General features: G+C 60.9%; 12 protein-coding genes and 3 tRNA genes. 6 read left to right on the forward strand and 9 right to left on the reverse strand.

Features of this window, described 5'->3' with window-relative positions; all coding sequences use genetic code 11:
- Positions 1 to 18 precede the first annotated feature (18 nt).
- The 5 genes from ACTAQJ_RS01465 to bcp all read right to left on the reverse strand — a co-directional run bounded on the left by ACTAQJ_RS01465 (position 19) and on the right by bcp (position 7427).
- Positions 19 to 3234, reverse strand: a complete 3216-nt coding sequence (locus tag ACTAQJ_RS01465; protein WP_498700229.1) for an efflux RND transporter permease subunit — start codon at positions 3232 to 3234, stop codon at positions 19 to 21.
- Positions 3235 to 3300: 66 nt separating this feature from the next.
- Positions 3301 to 4806 carry a malate:quinone oxidoreductase gene (locus ACTAQJ_RS01470; protein WP_498700232.1) on the reverse strand — a complete coding sequence of 502 codons (1506 nt, stop codon included), beginning with the start codon at positions 4804 to 4806 and terminating at the stop codon, positions 3301 to 3303.
- Positions 4807 to 4885: 79 nt separating this feature from the next.
- On the reverse strand, positions 4886 to 6553 hold the full coding sequence (locus ACTAQJ_RS01475) for an ABC transporter substrate-binding protein (protein ID WP_498700234.1): 1668 nt from the start codon (positions 6551 to 6553) through the stop codon (positions 4886 to 4888).
- A 255-nt stretch (positions 6554 to 6808) separates the two neighbouring features.
- A tRNA-Leu gene (locus tag ACTAQJ_RS01480) sits at positions 6809 to 6890 on the reverse strand.
- A 63-nt stretch (positions 6891 to 6953) separates the two neighbouring features.
- Positions 6954 to 7427 carry a thioredoxin-dependent thiol peroxidase gene (gene bcp, locus ACTAQJ_RS01485; RefSeq protein ID WP_477515129.1) on the reverse strand — a complete coding sequence of 158 codons (474 nt, stop codon included), beginning with the start codon at positions 7425 to 7427 and terminating at the stop codon, positions 6954 to 6956.
- Positions 7428 to 7512: 85 nt separating this feature from the next.
- Between bcp and ACTAQJ_RS01490 the strand changes: the two genes are divergently transcribed.
- Entirely contained in the window at positions 7513 to 7971 is a 459-nt protein-coding gene (locus ACTAQJ_RS01490) for a MarR family winged helix-turn-helix transcriptional regulator (RefSeq protein ID WP_477515130.1), read from the forward strand.
- A 140-nt stretch (positions 7972 to 8111) separates the two neighbouring features.
- On the opposite strand, the gene ACTAQJ_RS01495 is transcribed toward ACTAQJ_RS01490, so the two are convergent.
- The 4 genes from ACTAQJ_RS01495 to ACTAQJ_RS01510 all read right to left on the reverse strand — a co-directional run bounded on the left by ACTAQJ_RS01495 (position 8112) and on the right by ACTAQJ_RS01510 (position 10749).
- Positions 8112 to 8184 (reverse strand) — tRNA-Lys (locus ACTAQJ_RS01495).
- A 194-nt stretch (positions 8185 to 8378) separates the two neighbouring features.
- Positions 8379 to 8454, reverse strand: a tRNA-Lys gene (locus ACTAQJ_RS01500).
- Positions 8455 to 8570: 116 nt separating this feature from the next.
- Complete coding sequence (locus ACTAQJ_RS01505) at positions 8571 to 9716, reverse strand: PQQ-dependent sugar dehydrogenase (RefSeq protein WP_477515131.1); 1146 nt, start codon at positions 9714 to 9716, stop codon at positions 8571 to 8573.
- Between the two features lie 49 nt (positions 9717 to 9765).
- A complete protein-coding gene (locus tag ACTAQJ_RS01510) occupies positions 9766 to 10749 on the reverse strand; it encodes a sunset domain-containing protein (RefSeq protein ID WP_498700239.1) in 984 nt (327 codons plus the stop codon).
- A 230-nt stretch (positions 10750 to 10979) separates the two neighbouring features.
- Between ACTAQJ_RS01510 and ilvD the strand changes: the two genes are divergently transcribed.
- The 5 genes from ilvD to serA all read left to right on the forward strand — a co-directional run bounded on the left by ilvD (position 10980) and on the right by serA (position 18370).
- Positions 10980 to 12701 (forward strand): dihydroxy-acid dehydratase, encoded by a 1722-nt coding sequence (gene ilvD, locus ACTAQJ_RS01515; protein WP_477520101.1) that lies wholly within the window; start codon positions 10980 to 10982, stop codon positions 12699 to 12701.
- A 291-nt stretch (positions 12702 to 12992) separates the two neighbouring features.
- Positions 12993 to 14897 (forward strand): acetolactate synthase large subunit, encoded by a 1905-nt coding sequence (locus tag ACTAQJ_RS01520; protein WP_477515133.1) that lies wholly within the window; start codon positions 12993 to 12995, stop codon positions 14895 to 14897.
- Between the two features lie 2 nt (positions 14898 to 14899).
- A complete protein-coding gene (ilvN, locus tag ACTAQJ_RS01525) occupies positions 14900 to 15412 on the forward strand; it encodes an acetolactate synthase small subunit (protein ID WP_216923893.1) in 513 nt (170 codons plus the stop codon).
- Between the two features lie 68 nt (positions 15413 to 15480).
- Positions 15481 to 16506 (forward strand): ketol-acid reductoisomerase, encoded by a 1026-nt coding sequence (gene ilvC / locus ACTAQJ_RS01530; protein ID WP_263422329.1) that lies wholly within the window; start codon positions 15481 to 15483, stop codon positions 16504 to 16506.
- A gap of 268 nt (positions 16507 to 16774) precedes the next feature.
- Positions 16775 to 18370, forward strand: a complete 1596-nt coding sequence (serA, locus tag ACTAQJ_RS01535; protein WP_498700242.1) for a phosphoglycerate dehydrogenase — start codon at positions 16775 to 16777, stop codon at positions 18368 to 18370.
- The last annotated feature ends 79 nt before the right edge of the window (positions 18371 to 18449 follow it).

An 18449-nucleotide genomic window follows, 5' to 3' on the forward strand; every position in this document is an offset into this window, starting at 1 on the left:
TTGGCTGTTTATGCGGGTCTACTCCGCGGGGTTGTTCGCCGCCCGGCGTCCCGTCACCCGGGGCACCATGCCGGTGGTCCAGTCGACGAAGTCGTCCTGGCCGTTCCCGCCATTTCCCTTATCCGGCGTGACTTCGGGGCGGTGCTGCAGCTGCTTCAGGAGTTGTTTTTTCTCCCGGCGTCCTTCCACCAGCTTGTAAAGGACGGGGACCAGAATGAGCGTCAGCGCCGTTGAGGACACCAGGCCACCGATCACGACGATTGCCAGCGGCTGCGAAATGAACCCTCCGCCACCAGTGAGGCCCAGGGCCATGGGGGTCAGCGCGAACACTGTGGCCAATGCCGTCATCAGGATGGGTCGCAGGCGTTGGCGGGCGCCGTGGGTAATGGCATCGGCTACGCTCATGCCCGGTGTGCCGTTGTGGGGTTTGCGGTACTGGTTGATGAGGTCGATCAGCACGATTGCGTTGGTGACCACGATGCCAACCAGCATCAGCATGCCAATCAGCGATGGCAACCCCAGGGGAACGCCCGTGGCCAATAGCAAGCCCACAGCGCCTGTCGCGGCGAAGGGAACAGAAACCAGGAGTATCAACGGCTGCACCAACGATTTGAAGGCAGCCACCATGATCACGTATACGATCGCGATCGCAGCCAGAAGAGCCAAGCCAAGTTGACGGAAGGACTCCGCTTGCTGCGTCGTGGCACCACCAACGGCGGCCGTTACGCCGGCAGGCAACTCAACGGACGCCAACCGCTTCTGCACCTCGGTGCTGACGCTGCCCAGGTTGGAGCCCGACGGCGTCACGGTTACCTTCGCGGTCCGCTGGCCGTTGCTGCTCGTGATGGACACAGGCGTGTCGACTTGTTCGACGGTGGCGATACTCTCCAGCGTCACAGGACCACGCGCCGTCGGGAGTGGCAGTGAACGGACCGCGGTGATGCTGGTGAAGCGTGTTCCCTTTCCGATCTGGACGGGGTAGTCGTTGGTCTCGATGCGTACCGTCCCTGCGGGGACCGGGCTGACGGTCGATGCCAGGAAGGCACCCACTTGCTCCTCCGTCAGTCCGGCGGCCACTGCCTTCGCGCGATCCACGCGCACCTGGACTACGGACTGGTTCGCGGCGAGGTTGGTGGATACCTCAGTGCTGCCGGGTACGTCCTGCATCGCCTTGACCATGGCGTCACTTGCAGACTGGAGATCAGCCGAATTTGCGGCCTTGATAGTGATGTCCACTGTGGATGATGTGCCAAATCCGCCCTGCTGGGAACCCACGCTGATCTTGCCCGCGGCACCCTGGAGCTTGGAGCGGACATCATCCTGAAGCTTCTTCTGGTTCGCTTTCTCGTCCGTAACGATCGTGAAGGTCGAGTTGGAGGAGCCAGTTGACGTTAGCGCGGCGAAGCCAGACTGGGCGTTACCGGAGGTCACCTGGACGTCTTTGATGCCCTCCATGCCTCGGAGCATGTCCTCCACCTTGGTGGCTTCAGCGCTGGTGGCCTCCAGGCTGGTTCCTGCCGGAAGGACCTGGCGCACTGTCATGCTGTTCTCGCCGGACCTCCCCAGCAGGTCTGTGGCAAGGAGCGGCGATACCGCGAGCGTTGCCACGAGCACCAAGGCCGCCGCAGACAAAGTGAGGATGGGGTGCTTCTGCGTCTTCGCGAGGATAGGCAAGTAACCTCGCTGGAGCCGGCTCCGCTGTTCAGCCTCCCGGGCCTTCGCTGCAGCCTCGTTGGGCGTCATTGATGCTTCGGCATCTTGGCGGGGCGAGGGAAGGAACCAGTAAGCCAGGACGGGAACGATCGTGAGGGAAACCAGCAAGGATGACAACAGGGCGATGGTTACCGTCAGCGCAAAGGGCCGGAACAACTCGCCTGCCAGGTCGCCCACGAACGCGATGGGCAGGAAGACGGCCACTGTGGTCAACGTGGACGCAGTGATGGCGCCGGCCACTTCCCGGATGGAGGTCAGGATGGCGGCCAGCTTGTGCTCGCCATAACTCAAGTGGCGCTTGATGTTTTCAATCACCACGATCGAATCATCAACGACGCGGCCAATGGCGATGGTGAGCGCACCGAGAGTGAGGATGTTCAACGAGTAGCCCGTGGCGGAAATGCCAATGAACGTGATCAGGAGGGAAAGGGGGATCGACACTGCGGTAACCAGCGTGGACCGCACGGACATCAGGAAGACCAGGATGACCGCGACGGCAAATCCCAGGCCAAGGAGCCCTTCGGTGGTGAGGTCCTTGATGGACTTCTCTATGAAGGGAGCCTGGTCGAAGACGGGTGTGAACGCAGCGTTGTTCCCCAGCTCTGCTGCCATCGGCGCAAGTGCATCCCGCACCGCGTGCGAAATCGCCACAGTGTCGCCTTCGGGCTTCTTGGTGACTGACAGCGCCAGCGTTGGCTTGCCATTTGTGCGCGTGATGGACGTGGCGCGGTCGTCCTCGATGCTGACATCAGCCACAGTTCCGATGGTGGCGGAATCCTTGGCACCCGATATCGGCAAGCCCTTGATGACGTCCAGGGAATCAACCGGGCTGCCCAGTTGCAAGGACAGGGTTTTGCCCTGGTCCTCTATGGTGCCCACCGGAACCAGCGTGCCGTTGTTCTTCAGTGCGCTGCTGATCGACTGGACGGACGCACCCTTCGCCGCAAGATCGGCCGGGCGGGGCTGGATCAGGATGTGCTGCTTGGAGCCGCCAGTCAGATCGGCGCCGCGGACGCCGTCGATCTTTTGTAGTCGGGGAACGCTCAAGCGCTGGAGGTCGGCATTGAGTTCGCTGAGCGGTTTGTCAGAGGAGACAGCCAGGAACACGATGGGAAAGTCGCTGATGTTGCCGGCAATGGATTGCGGTTCGACGTCGGCCGGAAGCACGCGTTTGGCGTTGGAAATCGCGCGGTCGATCTGGTTGCGTGCGCGGTCGAGGTTGGAGCCGTAGGTAAACACCATGGTGATCTGTGAAACACCATTACGGGATGTGGAGGTGGTGGACTCCAGTCCCTCGACGCTGTTCAGGGCCGTCTCAAGGGGCCTGCTTAGCTGCTTGTCCACTACTTCGGGAGAAGCGCCGGGCATGGACGTGATGACTGTGATCTGCGGGAACTCGATCGACGGAATAAGTTCCTGCTTGAGCGAGCCCATGGTGATCACGCCGAACACCGCCGCAAAGACGGTGATCAGCGCGATCAGGGCACGGTTTCCCAGGGACAAAGTGGCCAGGCGGAACATTACATAGTCTCCTGAGATCTACGGAACAATTCGGCTGACGGGAAACCGGCCGCAGCCCCGGCCGGCCTAGCCCTGGAGGGCGTTGGCCACTTCCAGTTGCAATGACTGTGCAGTGCTTGCCTCAAGCTCTGCGGCAAGCTCAGGGTTCTCGTTAAGCTTCACGCCATAGCCCGGCATCATGTCCTTGAGCCTGGACTGCCAACCCTTGAAGTTCTTGGGGAACGTCTTCTGGAGCAGTTCAATCATGATCGGAACAGCAGTGGAAGCTCCCGGAGACGCACCCAGAAGGGCGCCGATGGAACCATCGCGGGACGCGATGACCTCAGTGCCGAACTGCAGGATGCCGCCCTTTTGCGGGTGCTTCTTGATGATCTGGACGCGTTGGCCCGCAGTGATCAGTTCCCAATCATTGCCAACGGCCTCGGGATAGTACTCACGCAGGGATTCGACCTTGGCCTCGTGGCGCTTGGCCACTTCCTTGATGAGGTACGCCGTGAGGTCCATATTGTCCTTGGCCACAGCAAGCATCGGAATAATGTTCCCCGGTCGGATGGACAGCGGGAGGTCAAGGTAGCTGGAGGTCTTCAGGAAGTTCGTGGAGAAACCAGCGTACGGCCCAAAGAGGAGGGAACGCTTGCCCTCAACAAACCGGGTATCCAGATGGGGGACGGACATGGGTGGAGCGCCAACAGATGCCTGGCCGTAGACCTTGGCGCTGTGTTGTGAGGTGATGGCTTCGTCTGTGCAGCGGAAGAACTGGCCGGAGACGGGGAATCCGCCATAACCCTTGCTTTCCGGAATGCCCGAGGCCTGCAGCAGGTGGAGTGCTCCACCGCCGGCGCCCACGAAGACGAACTTGGCGTGGATGCGGCCGTGCTCACCTGATTTGGGGTGCTTGAGGGAAAGGTCCCATCCGCCGCCTGATGCACGATGAATGTTGGTGACATCGTGACCAAAGTTGACCTCGGCGCCGGTGTCCCGCAGGTAGCCTGTCAGCTCACGGGTCAGCGCGCCGAAATCGACGTCGGTGCCTTCCGCCGCGCGGGTGGCGGCAACACGCTGCTTGCGGTCCCGGCCCTTGACGATGAGGGGCGCCCACTTGGCGATCTTGTCCTGGTCTTCGGTGTATTCCATGCTGCGGAACAGCGTGTTGGGCTTGAGGGCCTCGTACCGGGTCTTCAGGAAGTTCGCGTGATCGTCCCCGATGACGAAGCTCATGTGCGGAACAGTGTTGATGAAGCCCTTGGGGGAGCCAATGACATTGCTGTCCACCAGATGGGACCAGAACTGGCGCGAAAGTTGGAACTGCTCATTGATGTGGATGGCCTTGGAAGGATCCACGGAGCCGTCCTTGGCCGCGGGGGAGTAGTTAAGCTCACACAGCGCAGCATGTCCGGTGCCGGCGTTGTTCCATGGTCCGGAGCTTTCGAGTCCCGCTTCGTCGAGTCGTTCAAAGAGGGAGATGGTCCAGGTGGGTTCGAGTTGCTTGATGAACGCACCAAGGGTGGCACTCATGATTCCGCCGCCAATAAGGACGACGTCGGCATGTTGAGTCTTGGAAATGAAGGTCACGATCAATCTCCGTTAGCGGCGGCACTGGCTGTCACAGAATATCCCCGGGCAGACGCAATACTGAAATTACAGGGAATCGTCAAGGCTTTAAGCGGACGTTTGTGAAAACTTCGTTGAGGACAGGTGAAGCGGGATAGCTTTCCACCTTGTCGGACAGGGCCAGCGCAGAGATAGGGAAGGCTATGGGCACGGCCGGTACCGACGCCGCTATCTCGGCATTGATGGACTGGTACAGGGTGTTGCGGTCATCGCCGTCGGGCAGGGCGCGGGCCCGCTCGATCTTGTGGAAAACTTCCGAATCCGCATATCCGAACTCACCCCTGGCTTCTCCGAAAAGCGGACCCAGGAAGTTGTCAGCATCCGCATAGGAGCCATTCCAGCCCAGGAGGTGCAGGGCGTGATCGCCAGGGGACTGCACCTTTTGGAGGTAGCCATCCTCCCAGTCCACGGGAACCGGTTTGATGTTGATGCCTACCGCAACCAGCTGGCGGCTGATCTCGGCGTAGATCTTCTCTGGCGTGGGCATGTAGGCCCGCGTGGCGTTCAGCGGGTAATAGAACTTCAGTTCCTCGCCTTTGTAGCCGGCCTTCTCCAGCAGATCCTTCGCCTTCTCCGGGTTGTATCCCAACGACGGGGCATTGTTGTTGAAACCACTGAGCTTCGGGGGAACAAATTGTGAAGCTTGCGCCGTGTTGTCGATGAAGAACCTGCGGATGAGCGATTCCTTGTCAATAGCCATCTCGATGGCTTGGCGGACCTCCAGCTTGTCCAAGGGTGCAACCGCTTGGTTCATGCCGAGGTACATCACCGAGAAAGGGTCACGCTGGATGATCTGGACGCCCTTTTTGACCAGTTGATCAAAGGTGCCGGACGTCACCAGATCGTAGGCGTCGATCTTGCCGTCCAGGAGCGCTTGCTGGCGCGTTTCGGCGTGGTCGTAAGGAATGAAATTGATAACGCCGATTTGGCCCCTGTTGCCCCAGTAGCCCTTATAGCTGGCCAACGTGATCTTGTGTTCGTCCCAGGCAGTGAATGCGTAAGGACCTGTCCCCACCGGATGGCTGGCGTAGGCGGACACTGCCTGGCCATTTTGCACCTTGTCCAGGACGTTGGCCTTCTGCCCTTCCAGGGCGGTGGGGGAGGATATCGCAAAGGCAGGCAGCGTCAGTGCCTGCAGGAAACCTGTGAAGGGTCGGGTGAGGTTGATCTGGACGTTGCTGGCGGAAACAACCTTGCAGTCCTTGAAGATCGAAAACACTGGCTCGTCCGAATAGGCCTTGAAAACACTTTGGAAGGAGATCCCGGGCGCTTGTTTCCTCAGGTCGGCGGGAAACGTAAACCAGCGGTTGAAGTTGGCACAAACTGCGGCGGCATCGAACGGCGTTCCATCATGGAAGGTCACTTTTTCACGGAGCTTGAAGTCGTAGCTCAGCCCGTTGTTGCTGTCTTTCCATTCCGTGGCGAGCAGGGGGGTAGTCTGCCCGGTGGTGCCGTCCACGCCTACAAGCCCCTCAAGGACCTGGCGGGTCACGCGGTACGACTCCGAATCTGCTGTCATTGCCGGGTCAAGGCCCAACGGCATGGATGCTGTACCGAAATTGAAGGTAGCCGTCGGCTCCGTAACTGCTGTGCTGCTTGCCGATGACGACGCTGTGGGCCCCGGCGTCCCGGTACATGATGCCAGTCCCAAAATCACGAGGACTGCCGTGCACAGTATTCCCAGCCGCCCTATCTTGCTGCTTGCCACTCTTGTCCCCTCAAGCCGGTCGGAAGTGCTGTGGCCGGCTTCGGCCAGACCGCATTCCAGTCTAGTTGAACGCCCCGGTTGCCGGTTCAGGCGCGTTGCGAGGCATGGTCCCCGTCTGCTTGAGGAAAGGACACCCCCGGTCCGAATGAAGTGCTCAACGAACCGGGGGTGTTTGAAGAATCCGTGGTTTTTCACCACTGTGTTGCTGCCGTGTTGCTTCGTGTTGCTCCAACTGACGTGTTGTTCCAACTGCTGTGCGCAAGGGGGGACTTGAACCCCCACGCCCGAAGGCACAGGAACCTAAATCCTGCGTGTCTGCCAATTTCACCACTCGCGCTGGCTGGCCGCTGGACTGCCCTATGGGCTGACCGGAGCCTTCTTCCGGCCTCCAGTGTACCCGCTACTTGTCGAGTTTGAGGTCGCGGCGGAGCTTGGCGACGTGGCCCGTGGCTCTAACGTTGTACTGTGCCAGGTTGACCTTTCCGTCCGGGTCCACCACGATCGTGGAACGGATCAGGCCCATGTAGGTGCGGCCATAGTTCTTTTTCTCGCCCCAGGCGCCATAGGCCTCGGCTACCGAATGCTCTGCGTCCGAGAGTATACGGAACGTCAGCTGTTCTTCCCCTGCGAACTTGGCCAGTGCTTTCACGGAATCTGGAGAGACTCCCACTACTTCATAACCCGAAGTCTGGAGGGACGCGAGGTTGTCCCGGAAATCACAGGCCTCCTTGGTGCAGCCGGGCGTAGATGCTGCCGGATAAAAGTAGACAATGACCTTCCGTCCACGGAAGTCCGAAAGACTGACGTCGTTGCCATCTTGGTCTTGAAGTGTGAAGTCCGGGGCTACATCACCGGGAATAAGACGTTCCGCCATAATTTGCTCCTTGCTAACGTTCGCGACTCCCCAGCTTAGTGGCCAGAAGCAACGGCAACAGCTTCCACACGCATATACTGTCGGCATGCCAGATATGGAGAGATGGCCCACCACGCGATTGCTTTCAACGGCTGCGCGACTCGTGGAAATCTCATGGAATGAAAAATTGAAGAACATCGGACTGACGCATGCCGGCGTGATCGCCATGGAAGTCCTTGCTGCGAAAGGGCCCATTACGCAGGCGGCTTTGGCTGAAGTTGCCAGGGTCAAGGCGCAGACCATGGGCACCACTCTTGCAAGGCTTGAGCTGCACGGGCATGTCAGTCGTCAGCGCAGCGACTCGGATCGCCGCAGTCACGTTGTGACGCTCACGGACGCCGGCTCCTCTGCTTTGGCCGAAGCAGTGCGGCTTGAGCAGGACGTGCTCGCCCTGGTTGAGGTCGACACCGCCCGGCTGCGCGACGAACTCAAGATCGTGGTCCGGGGACTTGCCGGAATGCCCGCGCTTGACCGCACGGCGGGGGACATCAACCCGCAGGTTTGAGGCCGAGCCGCCCGAACGGGCTGACTTATTCCCTTACCCTCGCCGGTGAAAGAATTTCCCGGCGTGGGAAAGCAGGAAAGGCCTCAGTAAGCAGGAAAGGCTCCGGATCGTAGCAACGATCCGGAGCCTTTCCTATTCTGTGCACCCCCCGGGACTCGAACCCGGAACCCATTGATTAAGAGTCAATTGCTCTGCCAGTTGAGCTAGAGGTGCAGCTATTGTTTCGGTCAATACGAAGGAGTCATATTCTCCATTGACGCCCGCAACGACAGATAACTCTACACCACTTTTCGACGGCCGCTAACCAGAATTATCTCAACGTGATGCATTCCACGAAGAGTAGTGTTCGACCGCAAGAAGGCAACGAAAAAAGGCCTTGGAGTGAATATCACTCCAAGGCCTTTCCTTGGTGCACCCCCCGGGACTCGAACCCGGAACCCATTGATTAAGAGTCAATTGCTCTGCCAGTTGAGCTAGAGGTGCAGCTGTCGATTTCGACCAACCCGGGGCTTTTGTTCCCTCGGCGATCTCCGCAACGACATGTAACTCTACACGACTTCGGCGGATGAGGGAAATCGGCGGCGCCAAGGGTTGTAGGTTCACGAAGAGGGCCTCAAAATCAGCGCAAAATCAGGGTTTCTGTTGTTGCTGAGGACCCACAACGTCCCGTCGGGAGCCTTGGCGACGTCCCTCAGTCGACCATACTCGCCTGTGAAGTAAGCCACAGGCGAACCCGCCTTGTCGCCGTTCAGCGGGATGGCCCAAAGCCGCTGGCCACGAAGGGCTCCGGTGTAGGCCACGCCGTCGGCAATTTCCAATCCGCTGGGCGATGCCTCAGAGGTTGAAGGCCAAACAACCTTGGCATCAACGAACCCGCTGCGGCCCGGGGCTCCTGTCACTGTTGGCCAGCCATAGTTGCCACCAGGGGTAATCAGGTTCAGTTCGTCGTCCACGTCCGGACCAAACTCGCTGGCCCACAACCTTCCTTCGCTGTCCCACGCCAAACCCTGAACATTCCGGTGTCCATAGCTATAGACGGGGTTCTCACCGAACGGGTTGCCCGGAGCGGGGCGTCCTTCGGCAGTCAGCCGCAGGATCTTTCCGCCCAAGGCGTGTGTATCCTGTGGCTGTTCCCGGCGCTGTGAATCGCCGGTGCCCACATACAAGAATCCGTCAGGGCCAAAACGGATCCGGCCGCCGTTATGGGTTGAAGCCTTGGATATGCCGGAAAAGACCACCTCAGGGCCGCCAAGCCTCAAAGTGCCTCCGGGCTCTTCCGACAAGCGCATTCTGGCGATCCGGTTGTCGGTTGCTGACGTGAAATAGGCGTAAAGCCAACGGTCATTGGCGAAGGCAGGAGACAGGGCAAGGCCCAGAAGCCCACCTTCACCACCAGGTTCGACGCCGTCAACCTCGCCGATGGTCGTTGTCCGGCCGTCACGAATGCTTTTGACCTGGGCCGAATCGCGCTCGGACACGATGGCTGTGCCGTCCGGCAGGAAGACGACGGACCACGGCAGCTGCAGGCCGGCGTCGAGCTTTTGCTGTACCTCCAGTTTTTGTGGAACAGCAGGTGGCGCTGACTCAGTTGCAGTGCCCTTCCCTGGCGAGACGGGGACGCTGGAAATGATGGAGCCGTCAGGCGTGGCGGCCGAACCTGGCGACGACGGACTACCCGTGCAAGCTGACAGCAGGGCCGCCAGTAAAAAAGCGGCCGGAAGCAGGACTGCGGTCCGGGCGGGCATCAACCAGCCTGTTCTGTTCAGTGCCTGTTCCGCTCAGTGCCTGTTCCGCTCAGTGCCTGTTCCGTGGAGGAGGGCGGAAGCCGGCCGCTTCCGCGTGCGCAGCCGATTCAAACCACACATCCGCGGTGGCTTCGGCGTAGCCGGCGGTATCTTCATCGTGATAGGTCATGGTCGAAGCGTCCGCCTTCACCGGGTAGCCCTCGGGGCCACTGCCGTCTGCCGCGGCTCCTGCTGAGCCAACTCCGTATGGATGCTCGGCGGCGAGATGGCCCGTTGGTGTCGTTGAATCGTCATCGTCCGTTTCAGCTGCCGCGGTTTCCGCCCCTGCCAGCGTGGCCGAGTGTTGATCCGTGTATTCGTGATGGTGGACGGCAGTGCCGCTTGCATCCGTCCACGAGGATTCCCACTCAGCCTTATCTGCGGCGTTGGCTGCTGACTCGTCCACTTTGGGCGAGTCATCGGCGCGCGTAACGTCATCCGCGGTCACTCCCTCAGCGGATTCAGAAACCGCTGGTTCGGAAACTACGGGCTCCGCCACTGGAGGCTCGGAAACTGGAGGCTCGGCCGCCGTGGGTGCAGATGCCGGCGTTCCGGCAGCCTCCCAGTCATCGACATCCCCGGCAGTGACCTGTGCATCCGTGTCCACCACTGGTTCATCGACCACTGGTTCGTCGACCTCGGGCGTTTCAATGACAGGTTCGTCCACCGGCGGTCCACCGGCAGCTTCGGTTTCGACGCGCGATTCCATACTGGATTCGACGGGGCCGCTGCCCTCAGAGGCCGCCTTCCCCATATTCGTAACCCCAGCCAGGCCCGCTACGCCAGCCACCGCCGCGGCTGTATCGGGCATCGACATCGTGTCGCTGGGTTCCATGGCAGCGGGTGCGGCAGTGCCCGGCCGCCCGGGAGCCCCGGTGCCAGGGGCCGTGCCCAATGGTGCAGTTGAGGAATTCCTGGCGTTGTTGCGGCTCAGGAGCCACCAAACAATCGCGACGATCAGCACAATAACAATGACCCAAATCAACCAGTCCATGGTGAGGCCCTTCTGCTCACAGGGTGCAGTTAGTGGTATTTCCGACGTTACGTGGCTGCAAATGGGGTGTCCAGCGTTTCGGGGCCGTCCAACCCTGGTTGTGATGCAGTTGGTGACGTCGTGGAAATGGCAGGATTTTCCGTCGGTGACGAGGAAATATTCTTCTCTTCGTGCTTAACCCGGCTCGATTACGTCGTGGGCCGCTGCCGTTGACACATAGACTTTGGACCATGAGCGACGCCACCCAAATTGCGACAGATACCAAACCGGACATCAAGCCCCGCAGCAGGGTCGTGACCGACGGAATTCATGCCGCGCCCGCGCGTGGCATGTTCCGTGCAGTGGGGATGGGGGATGACGACTTCGCCAAACCGCAAATTGGTGTCGCCAGTTCGTGGAATGAAATTACCCCCTGCAACCTTTCCCTCAATCGTCTTGCGCAGGGCGCCAAGGAAGGCGTCCACGCCGGTGGCGGATTCCCTATGCAGTTCGGCACCATCTCCGTCTCGGACGGTATTTCCATGGGCCACGAGGGCATGCACTTCTCGCTCGTTTCCCGCGAGGTCATCGCGGACTCTGTCGAAACCGTAATGCAGGCCGAGCGCATCGATGGCTCGGTTCTCCTGGCTGGTTGCGACAAGTCCCTTCCCGGCATGCTCATGGCTGCTGCCCGGCTGGACCTCGCCTCCGTCTTCCTCTACGCCGGATCGATCATGCCCGGATGGGTCAAGCTCGAGGACGGCTCGGAGAAGGAAGTCACGCTCATTGATGCCTTCGAGGCTGTCGGCGCCTGCGCAGCAGGCAAGATGAGCATGGAGGACCTCACCCGCATCGAAAAAGCCATTTGTCCCGGCGAAGGCGCCTGTGGCGGTATGTACACGGCCAACACCATGGCCTGCATTGGCGAGGCGCTGGGCATGTCCCTCCCGGGTTCCGCCGCTCCGCCCTCGGCAGACCGCCGTCGCGATGACTTTGCACGCAAGTCCGGCGAAGCCGTGGTGAACCTGCTTCGCCTCGGAATCACCGCCCGCGACATCATGACCAAGAAGGCATTCGAAAATGCCATCGCGGTCACCATGGCGTTCGGTGGATCCACCAACGCAGTCCTGCACTTGCTCGCCATTGCGCGCGAAGCCGAGGTTGAACTGACCCTGGATGACTTCAACCGCATTGGCGACAAAATCCCGCACCTCGGTGACCTGAAGCCCTTCGGCCGCTACGTCATGACTGACGTGGACAAGATCGGCGGCGTGCCGGTCATCATGAAAGCGCTTCTCGACGCCGGGCTGCTGCACGGTGACTGCCTCACCGTCACAGGCAAGACGCTCGCCGAGAACCTTGCCTCGATCAACCCGCCGGACCTTGACGGCAAAATCCTTCGGGCGCTGGACAACCCCATCCACAAGACCGGTGGCATCACCATCCTGCACGGCACCATGGCTCCGGAAGGGGCTGTGGTGAAGAGCGCCGGCTTCGACGCCGACGTCTTCGAGGGCACGGCCCGCGTCTTCGAGCGCGAGCAAGGGGCCCTTAACGCACTGGACAATGGTGAGATCCACAAGGGCGACGTCGTGGTCATTCGCTATGAAGGACCCAAGGGTGGTCCGGGCATGCGCGAAATGCTTGCGATCACCGGTGCCATCAAGGGCGCCGGACTGGGCAAGGATGTGCTGCTGCTGACCGATGGCCGCTTCTCCGGCGGTACCACCGGTTTGTGCATTGGGCACGTTGCGCCTGAAGCGGTCGACGGCGGTCCCATCGCCTTCGTCCAGGACGGCGACCGCATTCGTGTGGACATCGCTGCGCGTTCATTCGACCTCCTGGTGGACGAAGCTGAGCTTGAAGCCCGCAAGGTTGGCTGGGAGCCCCTGCCGGCGAAGTTCACGAAGGGTGTATTGGCCAAGTACGCAAAGTTGGTCCACAGCGCCTCGACCGGAGCTTACTGCGGCTGATGCCTGACCCGGACTCCCCAACCTTTGGGTGGGGGAGTCCGGCAGACGGACACCACTGTCCATATGGTGAGATACGATAGTGGTCAATTGACACGTATCTCACTTAGAGGGAACACTGAACGCATGATCTCATTCGTTACCGTCGGCGTCGTCGTACTTACCAAGCGCGTGGCTTAGCCCGACTGGTAACGAACTGTCACGCGCAACCCCTCGAAAAGCCGGAAGGCTGAGGGGTTTTTTTATTCCCCGAAGCAAGACCCATCAATTGAAGATCCACAAAGGAAGAGTCCGATGAGCAAAGGATCGCCGATCAGCCCCTCGCTGATGGCTGCAAAGTCCGCTGGAGCCCCAAAGGCTCCGGATAAGGTCGACCGTACGGCTGAGGCCGTCGTCGTCGACACTGCTGCACCTCTCTCTCCTGTACTTGGGCCGAACAACGTTGTACCCCCAACGGTGATGACCGGCTCGCAAGCAATTGTCCGTTCGCTCGAAGAACTCGGCGTGGACGATATTTTCGGTTTGCCCGGTGGCGCGATCCTGCCCACCTACGACCCCTTGATGGCCTCCAGCATGAATCACATCCTGGTCCGTCACGAACAGGGAGCCGGCCACGCCGCGCAAGGCTACGCCATGGTTACCGGACGGGTTGGCGTTTGCATCGCCACCTCGGGACCCGGTGCCACCAACCTCGTTACCGCTATCATGGACGCCCACATGGACTCCGTGCCGATGGTAGCCATTACCGGTCAGGTCGCCAGTGGCGTCATTGGGACGGACGCGTTCCAGGAAGCGGACATCGTGGGCATCACCATGCCCATCACCAAACACTCCTTCCTGGTAACCGACCCCAACGACATCCCGCATGTCATGGCCGAAGCCTTCCATCTTGCTTCCACCGGCCGCCCGGGACCCGTCCTGGTTGACATTGCCAAGGACGCCCAGGTAGGCCAGATGACGTTCTCGTGGCCGCCGAAGGTTGACCTGCCGGGCTACCGTCCTGTGGTCCGTGGTCACAGCAAGCAGGTCCGCGAGGCTGCCAAGCTGATCGCAGCCTCCCGCAAGCCTGTTCTCTATGTGGGCGGCGGTGTGGTCAAGGGACACGCCTCTGCGGAACTCATGGAATTGGCGTTGGCAACCGGAGCGCCGGTAGTCACTACGCTGATGGCCCGCGGCGCTTTCCCGGACTCACACCCGCTTCATGTTGGAATGCCCGGCATGCACGGTTCCGTATCTGCAGTCACCGCCTTGCAGCAGGCAGACCTCCTCATCACCCTCGGTGCCCGGTTCGATGACCGCGTTACAGGAGTGTTGAAGACATTTGCTCCCTTCGCCAAGGTGATCCACGCGGACATCGATCCCGCGGAAATCTCCAAGAACCGGACGGCCGATGTTCCGATCGTCGGTTCGGTGAAGGAGATCATTCCGGAACTGACCGAAGCCGTGAAGACGCAGTTCGAGCAGAGCGGTGCACCGGACCTGGACGCATGGTGGGCGTTCCTGGGCAACCTGCGCGACACCTATCCCTTGGGTTGGACTGAGCCCGAGGACGGACTGACGGCACCGCAGCGCGTGATCAAGCGCATCGGCGAACTCACAGGTCCGGAAGGTATCTATGTGGCCGGCGTTGGCCAGCATCAGATGTGGGCTGCGCAGTTCATCAAGTACGAGCGCCCCCACGCCTGGCTGAACTCCGGTGGGGCCGGAACCATGGGATACTCGGTTCCGGCAGCAATGGGTGCCAAGGTCGGCGAACCGGACCGCGTGGTCTGGGCCATTGACGGCGACGGCTGCTTCCAGATGACCAATCAGGAGCTGGCCACCTGCGCCATCAACAACATCCCGATCAAGGTTGCCATTATCAACAACTCCTCGCTGGGCATGGTCCGCCAATGGCAGACACTGTTCTACGAAGGCCGTTACTCGAACACGGATCTGAACACCGGCCACGACACCGTCCGCATTCCGGACTTCGTCAAGCTGGCGGACGCCTATGGTTGTGCCGCACTGCGTTGTGAACGGGACGAAGACATCGATGCCACCATCCAGAAGGCACTCGAAATCAACGACCGCCCCGTCGTGATCGACTTTGTCGTCAGCCCCAACTCGATGGTGTGGCCAATGGTGCCGGCAGGTGTCAGCAATGACCAGATCCAGGTTGCCCGCAATATGACCCCGGAATGGGAAGAGGAGGACTAGGCATGAGCCGCCACACACTGTCCGTTCTGGTCGAAGACAAGCCCGGCGTGCTGACCCGCGTAGCCAGCCTCTTCGCCCGGCGCGCGTTCAACATCAATTCACTGGCTGTGGGACCCACCGAGGTTCCCGGCATGTCCCGCATGACGGTCGTCGTCGATGCCGACGGCGACCTCATCGAGCAGGTCACCAAGCAGCTCAACAAGTTGATCAATGTGATCAAGATCGTTGAGCTGACTTCCGAATCTTCCGTACAACGCGACCACATCCTGGTCAAGGTACGTGCGGATGCCGCGACACGCCTGCAGGTAACCCAAGCTGCAGACCTGTTCCGTGCCGCCGTCGTCGACGTGTCTACAGACTCGTTGGTGATCGAGGCAACCGGTACCCCCGAGAAGCTCGCCGCACTGCTCTCAGTGCTCGAGCCGTTCGGCATCCGTGAAATCGTGCAGTCCGGCACCTTGGCCGTTGGACGGGGATCCCGCTCCATGAGTGACCGGGCGCTACGCTCCGCGTGAGCGTTGCGTCCAGTAACCGCAGCACCACATCAATATCTACGAAAAACCACTCAAGAGGAGTTACGCAAGTGACTGAAATGTTCTACGACGACGACGCAGACCTGTCGATCATCCAGGGCCGCAAGGTTGCCATCGTCGGCTACGGTTCCCAGGGCCACGCGCACGCACTGAACCTGCGCGATTCCGGCGTCGAGGTTGTTATCGCGCTGAAGGAAGGGTCGAAGTCGACCGCCAAGGCAGAGGACGCCGGCTTCACGGTCAAGAACGTTGCCGACGCCGCTGAATGGGCCGACGTCATCATGATCCTCGCGCCGGACCAGCACCAGCGCTCGATCTACAACGACTCCATCAAGGACAAGCTGACTGAAGGCAAGGCACTCGCCTTCGCCCACGGCTTCAACATCCGCTTCGGCTACATCGAGCCCCCTGCAGGCGTTGACGTCATCCTGATCGCTCCAAAAGCTCCGGGCCACACCGTGCGCCGCGAGTTCGAAGCCGGCCGCGGCATCCCGGACATCATCGCTGTTGAGCAGGACGCATCCGGTTCCGCCTGGGAGCTGGCCAAGTCCTACGCCAAGGCCATCGGTGGCACCCGCGCCGGCGTCATCAAGACCACCTTCACCGAAGAAACCGAAACGGACCTCTTCGGCGAGCAGTCCGTCCTTTGTGGCGGCGTTTCCCAGCTGGTCCAGTACGGCTTCGAAACCCTCACCGAAGCCGGCTACCAGCCGCAGATCGCCTACTTCGAGGTCCTTCACGAGCTCAAGCTCATCGTTGACCTCATGTGGGAAGGTGGCATCGCCAAGCAGCGCTGGAGCGTCTCCGATACCGCAGAGTACGGCGACTACGTTTCCGGCCCCCGCGTCATCACTCCCGAGGTGAAGGAAAACATGAAGGCTGTCCTCGCGGACATCCAGAGTGGTGCCTTCGCCAAGCGCTTCATCGAGGACCAGGACAACGGCGCCGTCGAGTTCAAGGAACTGCGTGCCAAGGCAGAGCAGCACCCGATCGAAGAGGTTGGCCGCGAGCTGCGTTCCCTGTTCTCCTGGCAGCAGCAGGACCAGGACTACGTTGAAGGCTCCGCAGCCCGCTGACGTTTTGCCCAGTGCCTTAGGCACTGAAACCGACGCCCGTCCGGCGAACAAAGCCGGGCGGGCGTCGCTGTTTCGCGGCCGCTCCTCCCAACACAGCGTCCTGTGAAATTCTTCACAACAACCTCAACCGGGCCGTAACATCGTTCACCGGCACCGGAATCCCTGTCCAGGTTCGATATTCTGGGCTGGTCCCGGCGTCGTGTCCGGGCCCCGCATCCGCTCCTTGTCCAGTACTGTCCCAAAGTTGTCCAAAGTAAGGTGCCACCCCGTGTCAGCCACCAAACCCGTCGTCCTCCTCGCTGAGGAACTTTCACCCGCCACCGTCGAGGCATTGGGCCCGGACTTTGAAATCCGCCAAACCGACGGCGCCGACCGTTCCCAGCTGCTGTCCGCCATCGCCGACGTCGACGCAATCCTGGTTCGCTCGGCAACCCAGGTTGATGCCGAAGCCATTGCCGCTGCGAAGAACCTTAAGGTCATCGCCCGGGCCAGCGTGGGACTGGACAACGTGGACATCAAGTCCGCAACGCAGGCCGGTGTCATGGTCGTCAACGCACCGACGTCCAACATCGTTTCAGCAGCCGAGTTGACGGTCGGCCACATCCTGAGCCTCGCCCGCCACATTCCCCAGGCGAGCTCCGCGCTGAAGAACGGTGAGTGGAAGCGTTCCAAGTACACCGGCATCGAACTCTTCGAGAAGAAGATCGGCATCATCGGCCTGGGCCGTATCGGCGCCCTCGTGGCAGCCCGCCTTCAGGGGTTCGAAACCGAGATCCTGGCGTACGACCCCTACATCACGGCCGCTCGTGCCGCACAGCTCGGGGTCAAGCTGGTCACCCTGGATGAACTTCTGGAAAACTCCGACTTCATCACCATCCACATGCCCAAGACGCCCGAGACGGTGGGCATGCTTGGCGCCGACGCCTTCCGCAAGATGAAGGAAACAGCCTACGTCATCAACGTGGCCCGTGGCGGCCTGGTGGATGAGGAAGCCCTCTACATCGCCCTGAAGGAAGGCCAGATTGCCGGTGCCGGCGTGGATGTCTTCGTCAAGGAACCCAGCACGGATCTGCCTTTCTTCGAACTGGACAACGTGGTGGTCACCCCGCACCTGGGCGCCTCCACGGACGAGGCCCAGGAAAAGGCCGGTGTCTCGGTGGCCAAGTCCGTACGCCTTGCCCTCGCCGGCGAGCTCGTGCCGGATGCCGTGAACGTCGCAGGCGGTGTGATCGCTCCGGACATCCGCCCGGGCATCCCGCTGATCGAAAAGCTCGGCCGGATCTTCACGGCGCTGACCCATGCGTCGCTGACCCAGATCGACGTCGAGGTTGCCGGCGAGATTGCCGCACTGGACGTCAAGGTGCTTGAGCTCGCTGCTTTGAAGGGCGTCTTCGCCGATGTCGTCACAGAGCAGGTCTCCTACGTCAACGCACCTGTCATCGCAGAGCAGCGCGGAATTAATACCCGCCTGATCACCACCCCGGACGCCGAGGACTACCGCAACGTCCTCACGATCCGTGGTGCGCTCAGCGACGGTTCCCAGATCTCCGTTGCCGGTACCCTGACCGGACCCAAGCAAGTGGAGAAGCTCGTTGGCGTCAACGGCTATGACGTGGAAATCCCCATCAGTGAGCACTTGGTGGTGGTGGCCTACGCGGACCGTCCCGGTGTCATTGGCACCATCGGCCACATCCTGGGCATGAACAACATCAATATCGGCGGCATGCAGGTTGCACGCCAGACCGAGGGAGGCCAGGTGCTTGCGCTCCTGACCATCGACAGTTCTGTTCCGCAGCAGGTACTGGAAGCCATCAAGGCGGGCATTGGCGCCGACATGGTCCGCGAGGTGGACCTGGAGGACTAGGACTGCTCCTCATCAGCCAAGTTCGCGTGCCGGGGACACACCACTGACACGCAACGGTGGTCGGTCTGCTTACAATGGC

The sequence above is a fragment of the Arthrobacter sp. alpha11c genome (assembly GCF_054149985.1).

What these genes read in the sequence shown, in the direction of transcription:
- ilvD (WP_477520101.1), top strand. Translation starts at nt 10,980, where the DNA reads ATGAGCGACGCCACCCAAATTGCGACAGATACCAAACCGGACATCAAG.
- ACTAQJ_RS01505 (WP_477515131.1), bottom strand. Translation starts at nt 9,716, where the DNA reads ATGCCCGCCCGGACCGCAGTCCTGCTTCCGGCCGCTTTTTTACTGGCG.
- bcp (WP_477515129.1), bottom strand. Translation starts at nt 7,427, where the DNA reads ATGGCGGAACGTCTTATTCCCGGTGATGTAGCCCCGGACTTCACACTT.
- ilvN (WP_216923893.1), top strand. Translation starts at nt 14,900, where the DNA reads ATGAGCCGCCACACACTGTCCGTTCTGGTCGAAGACAAGCCCGGCGTG.
- ACTAQJ_RS01510 (WP_498700239.1), bottom strand. Translation starts at nt 10,749, where the DNA reads ATGGACTGGTTGATTTGGGTCATTGTTATTGTGCTGATCGTCGCGATT.
- ACTAQJ_RS01490 (WP_477515130.1), top strand. Translation starts at nt 7,513, where the DNA reads ATGCCAGATATGGAGAGATGGCCCACCACGCGATTGCTTTCAACGGCT.
- ACTAQJ_RS01520 (WP_477515133.1), top strand. Translation starts at nt 12,993, where the DNA reads ATGAGCAAAGGATCGCCGATCAGCCCCTCGCTGATGGCTGCAAAGTCC.
- ACTAQJ_RS01465 (WP_498700229.1), bottom strand. Translation starts at nt 3,234, where the DNA reads ATGTTCCGCCTGGCCACTTTGTCCCTGGGAAACCGTGCCCTGATCGCG.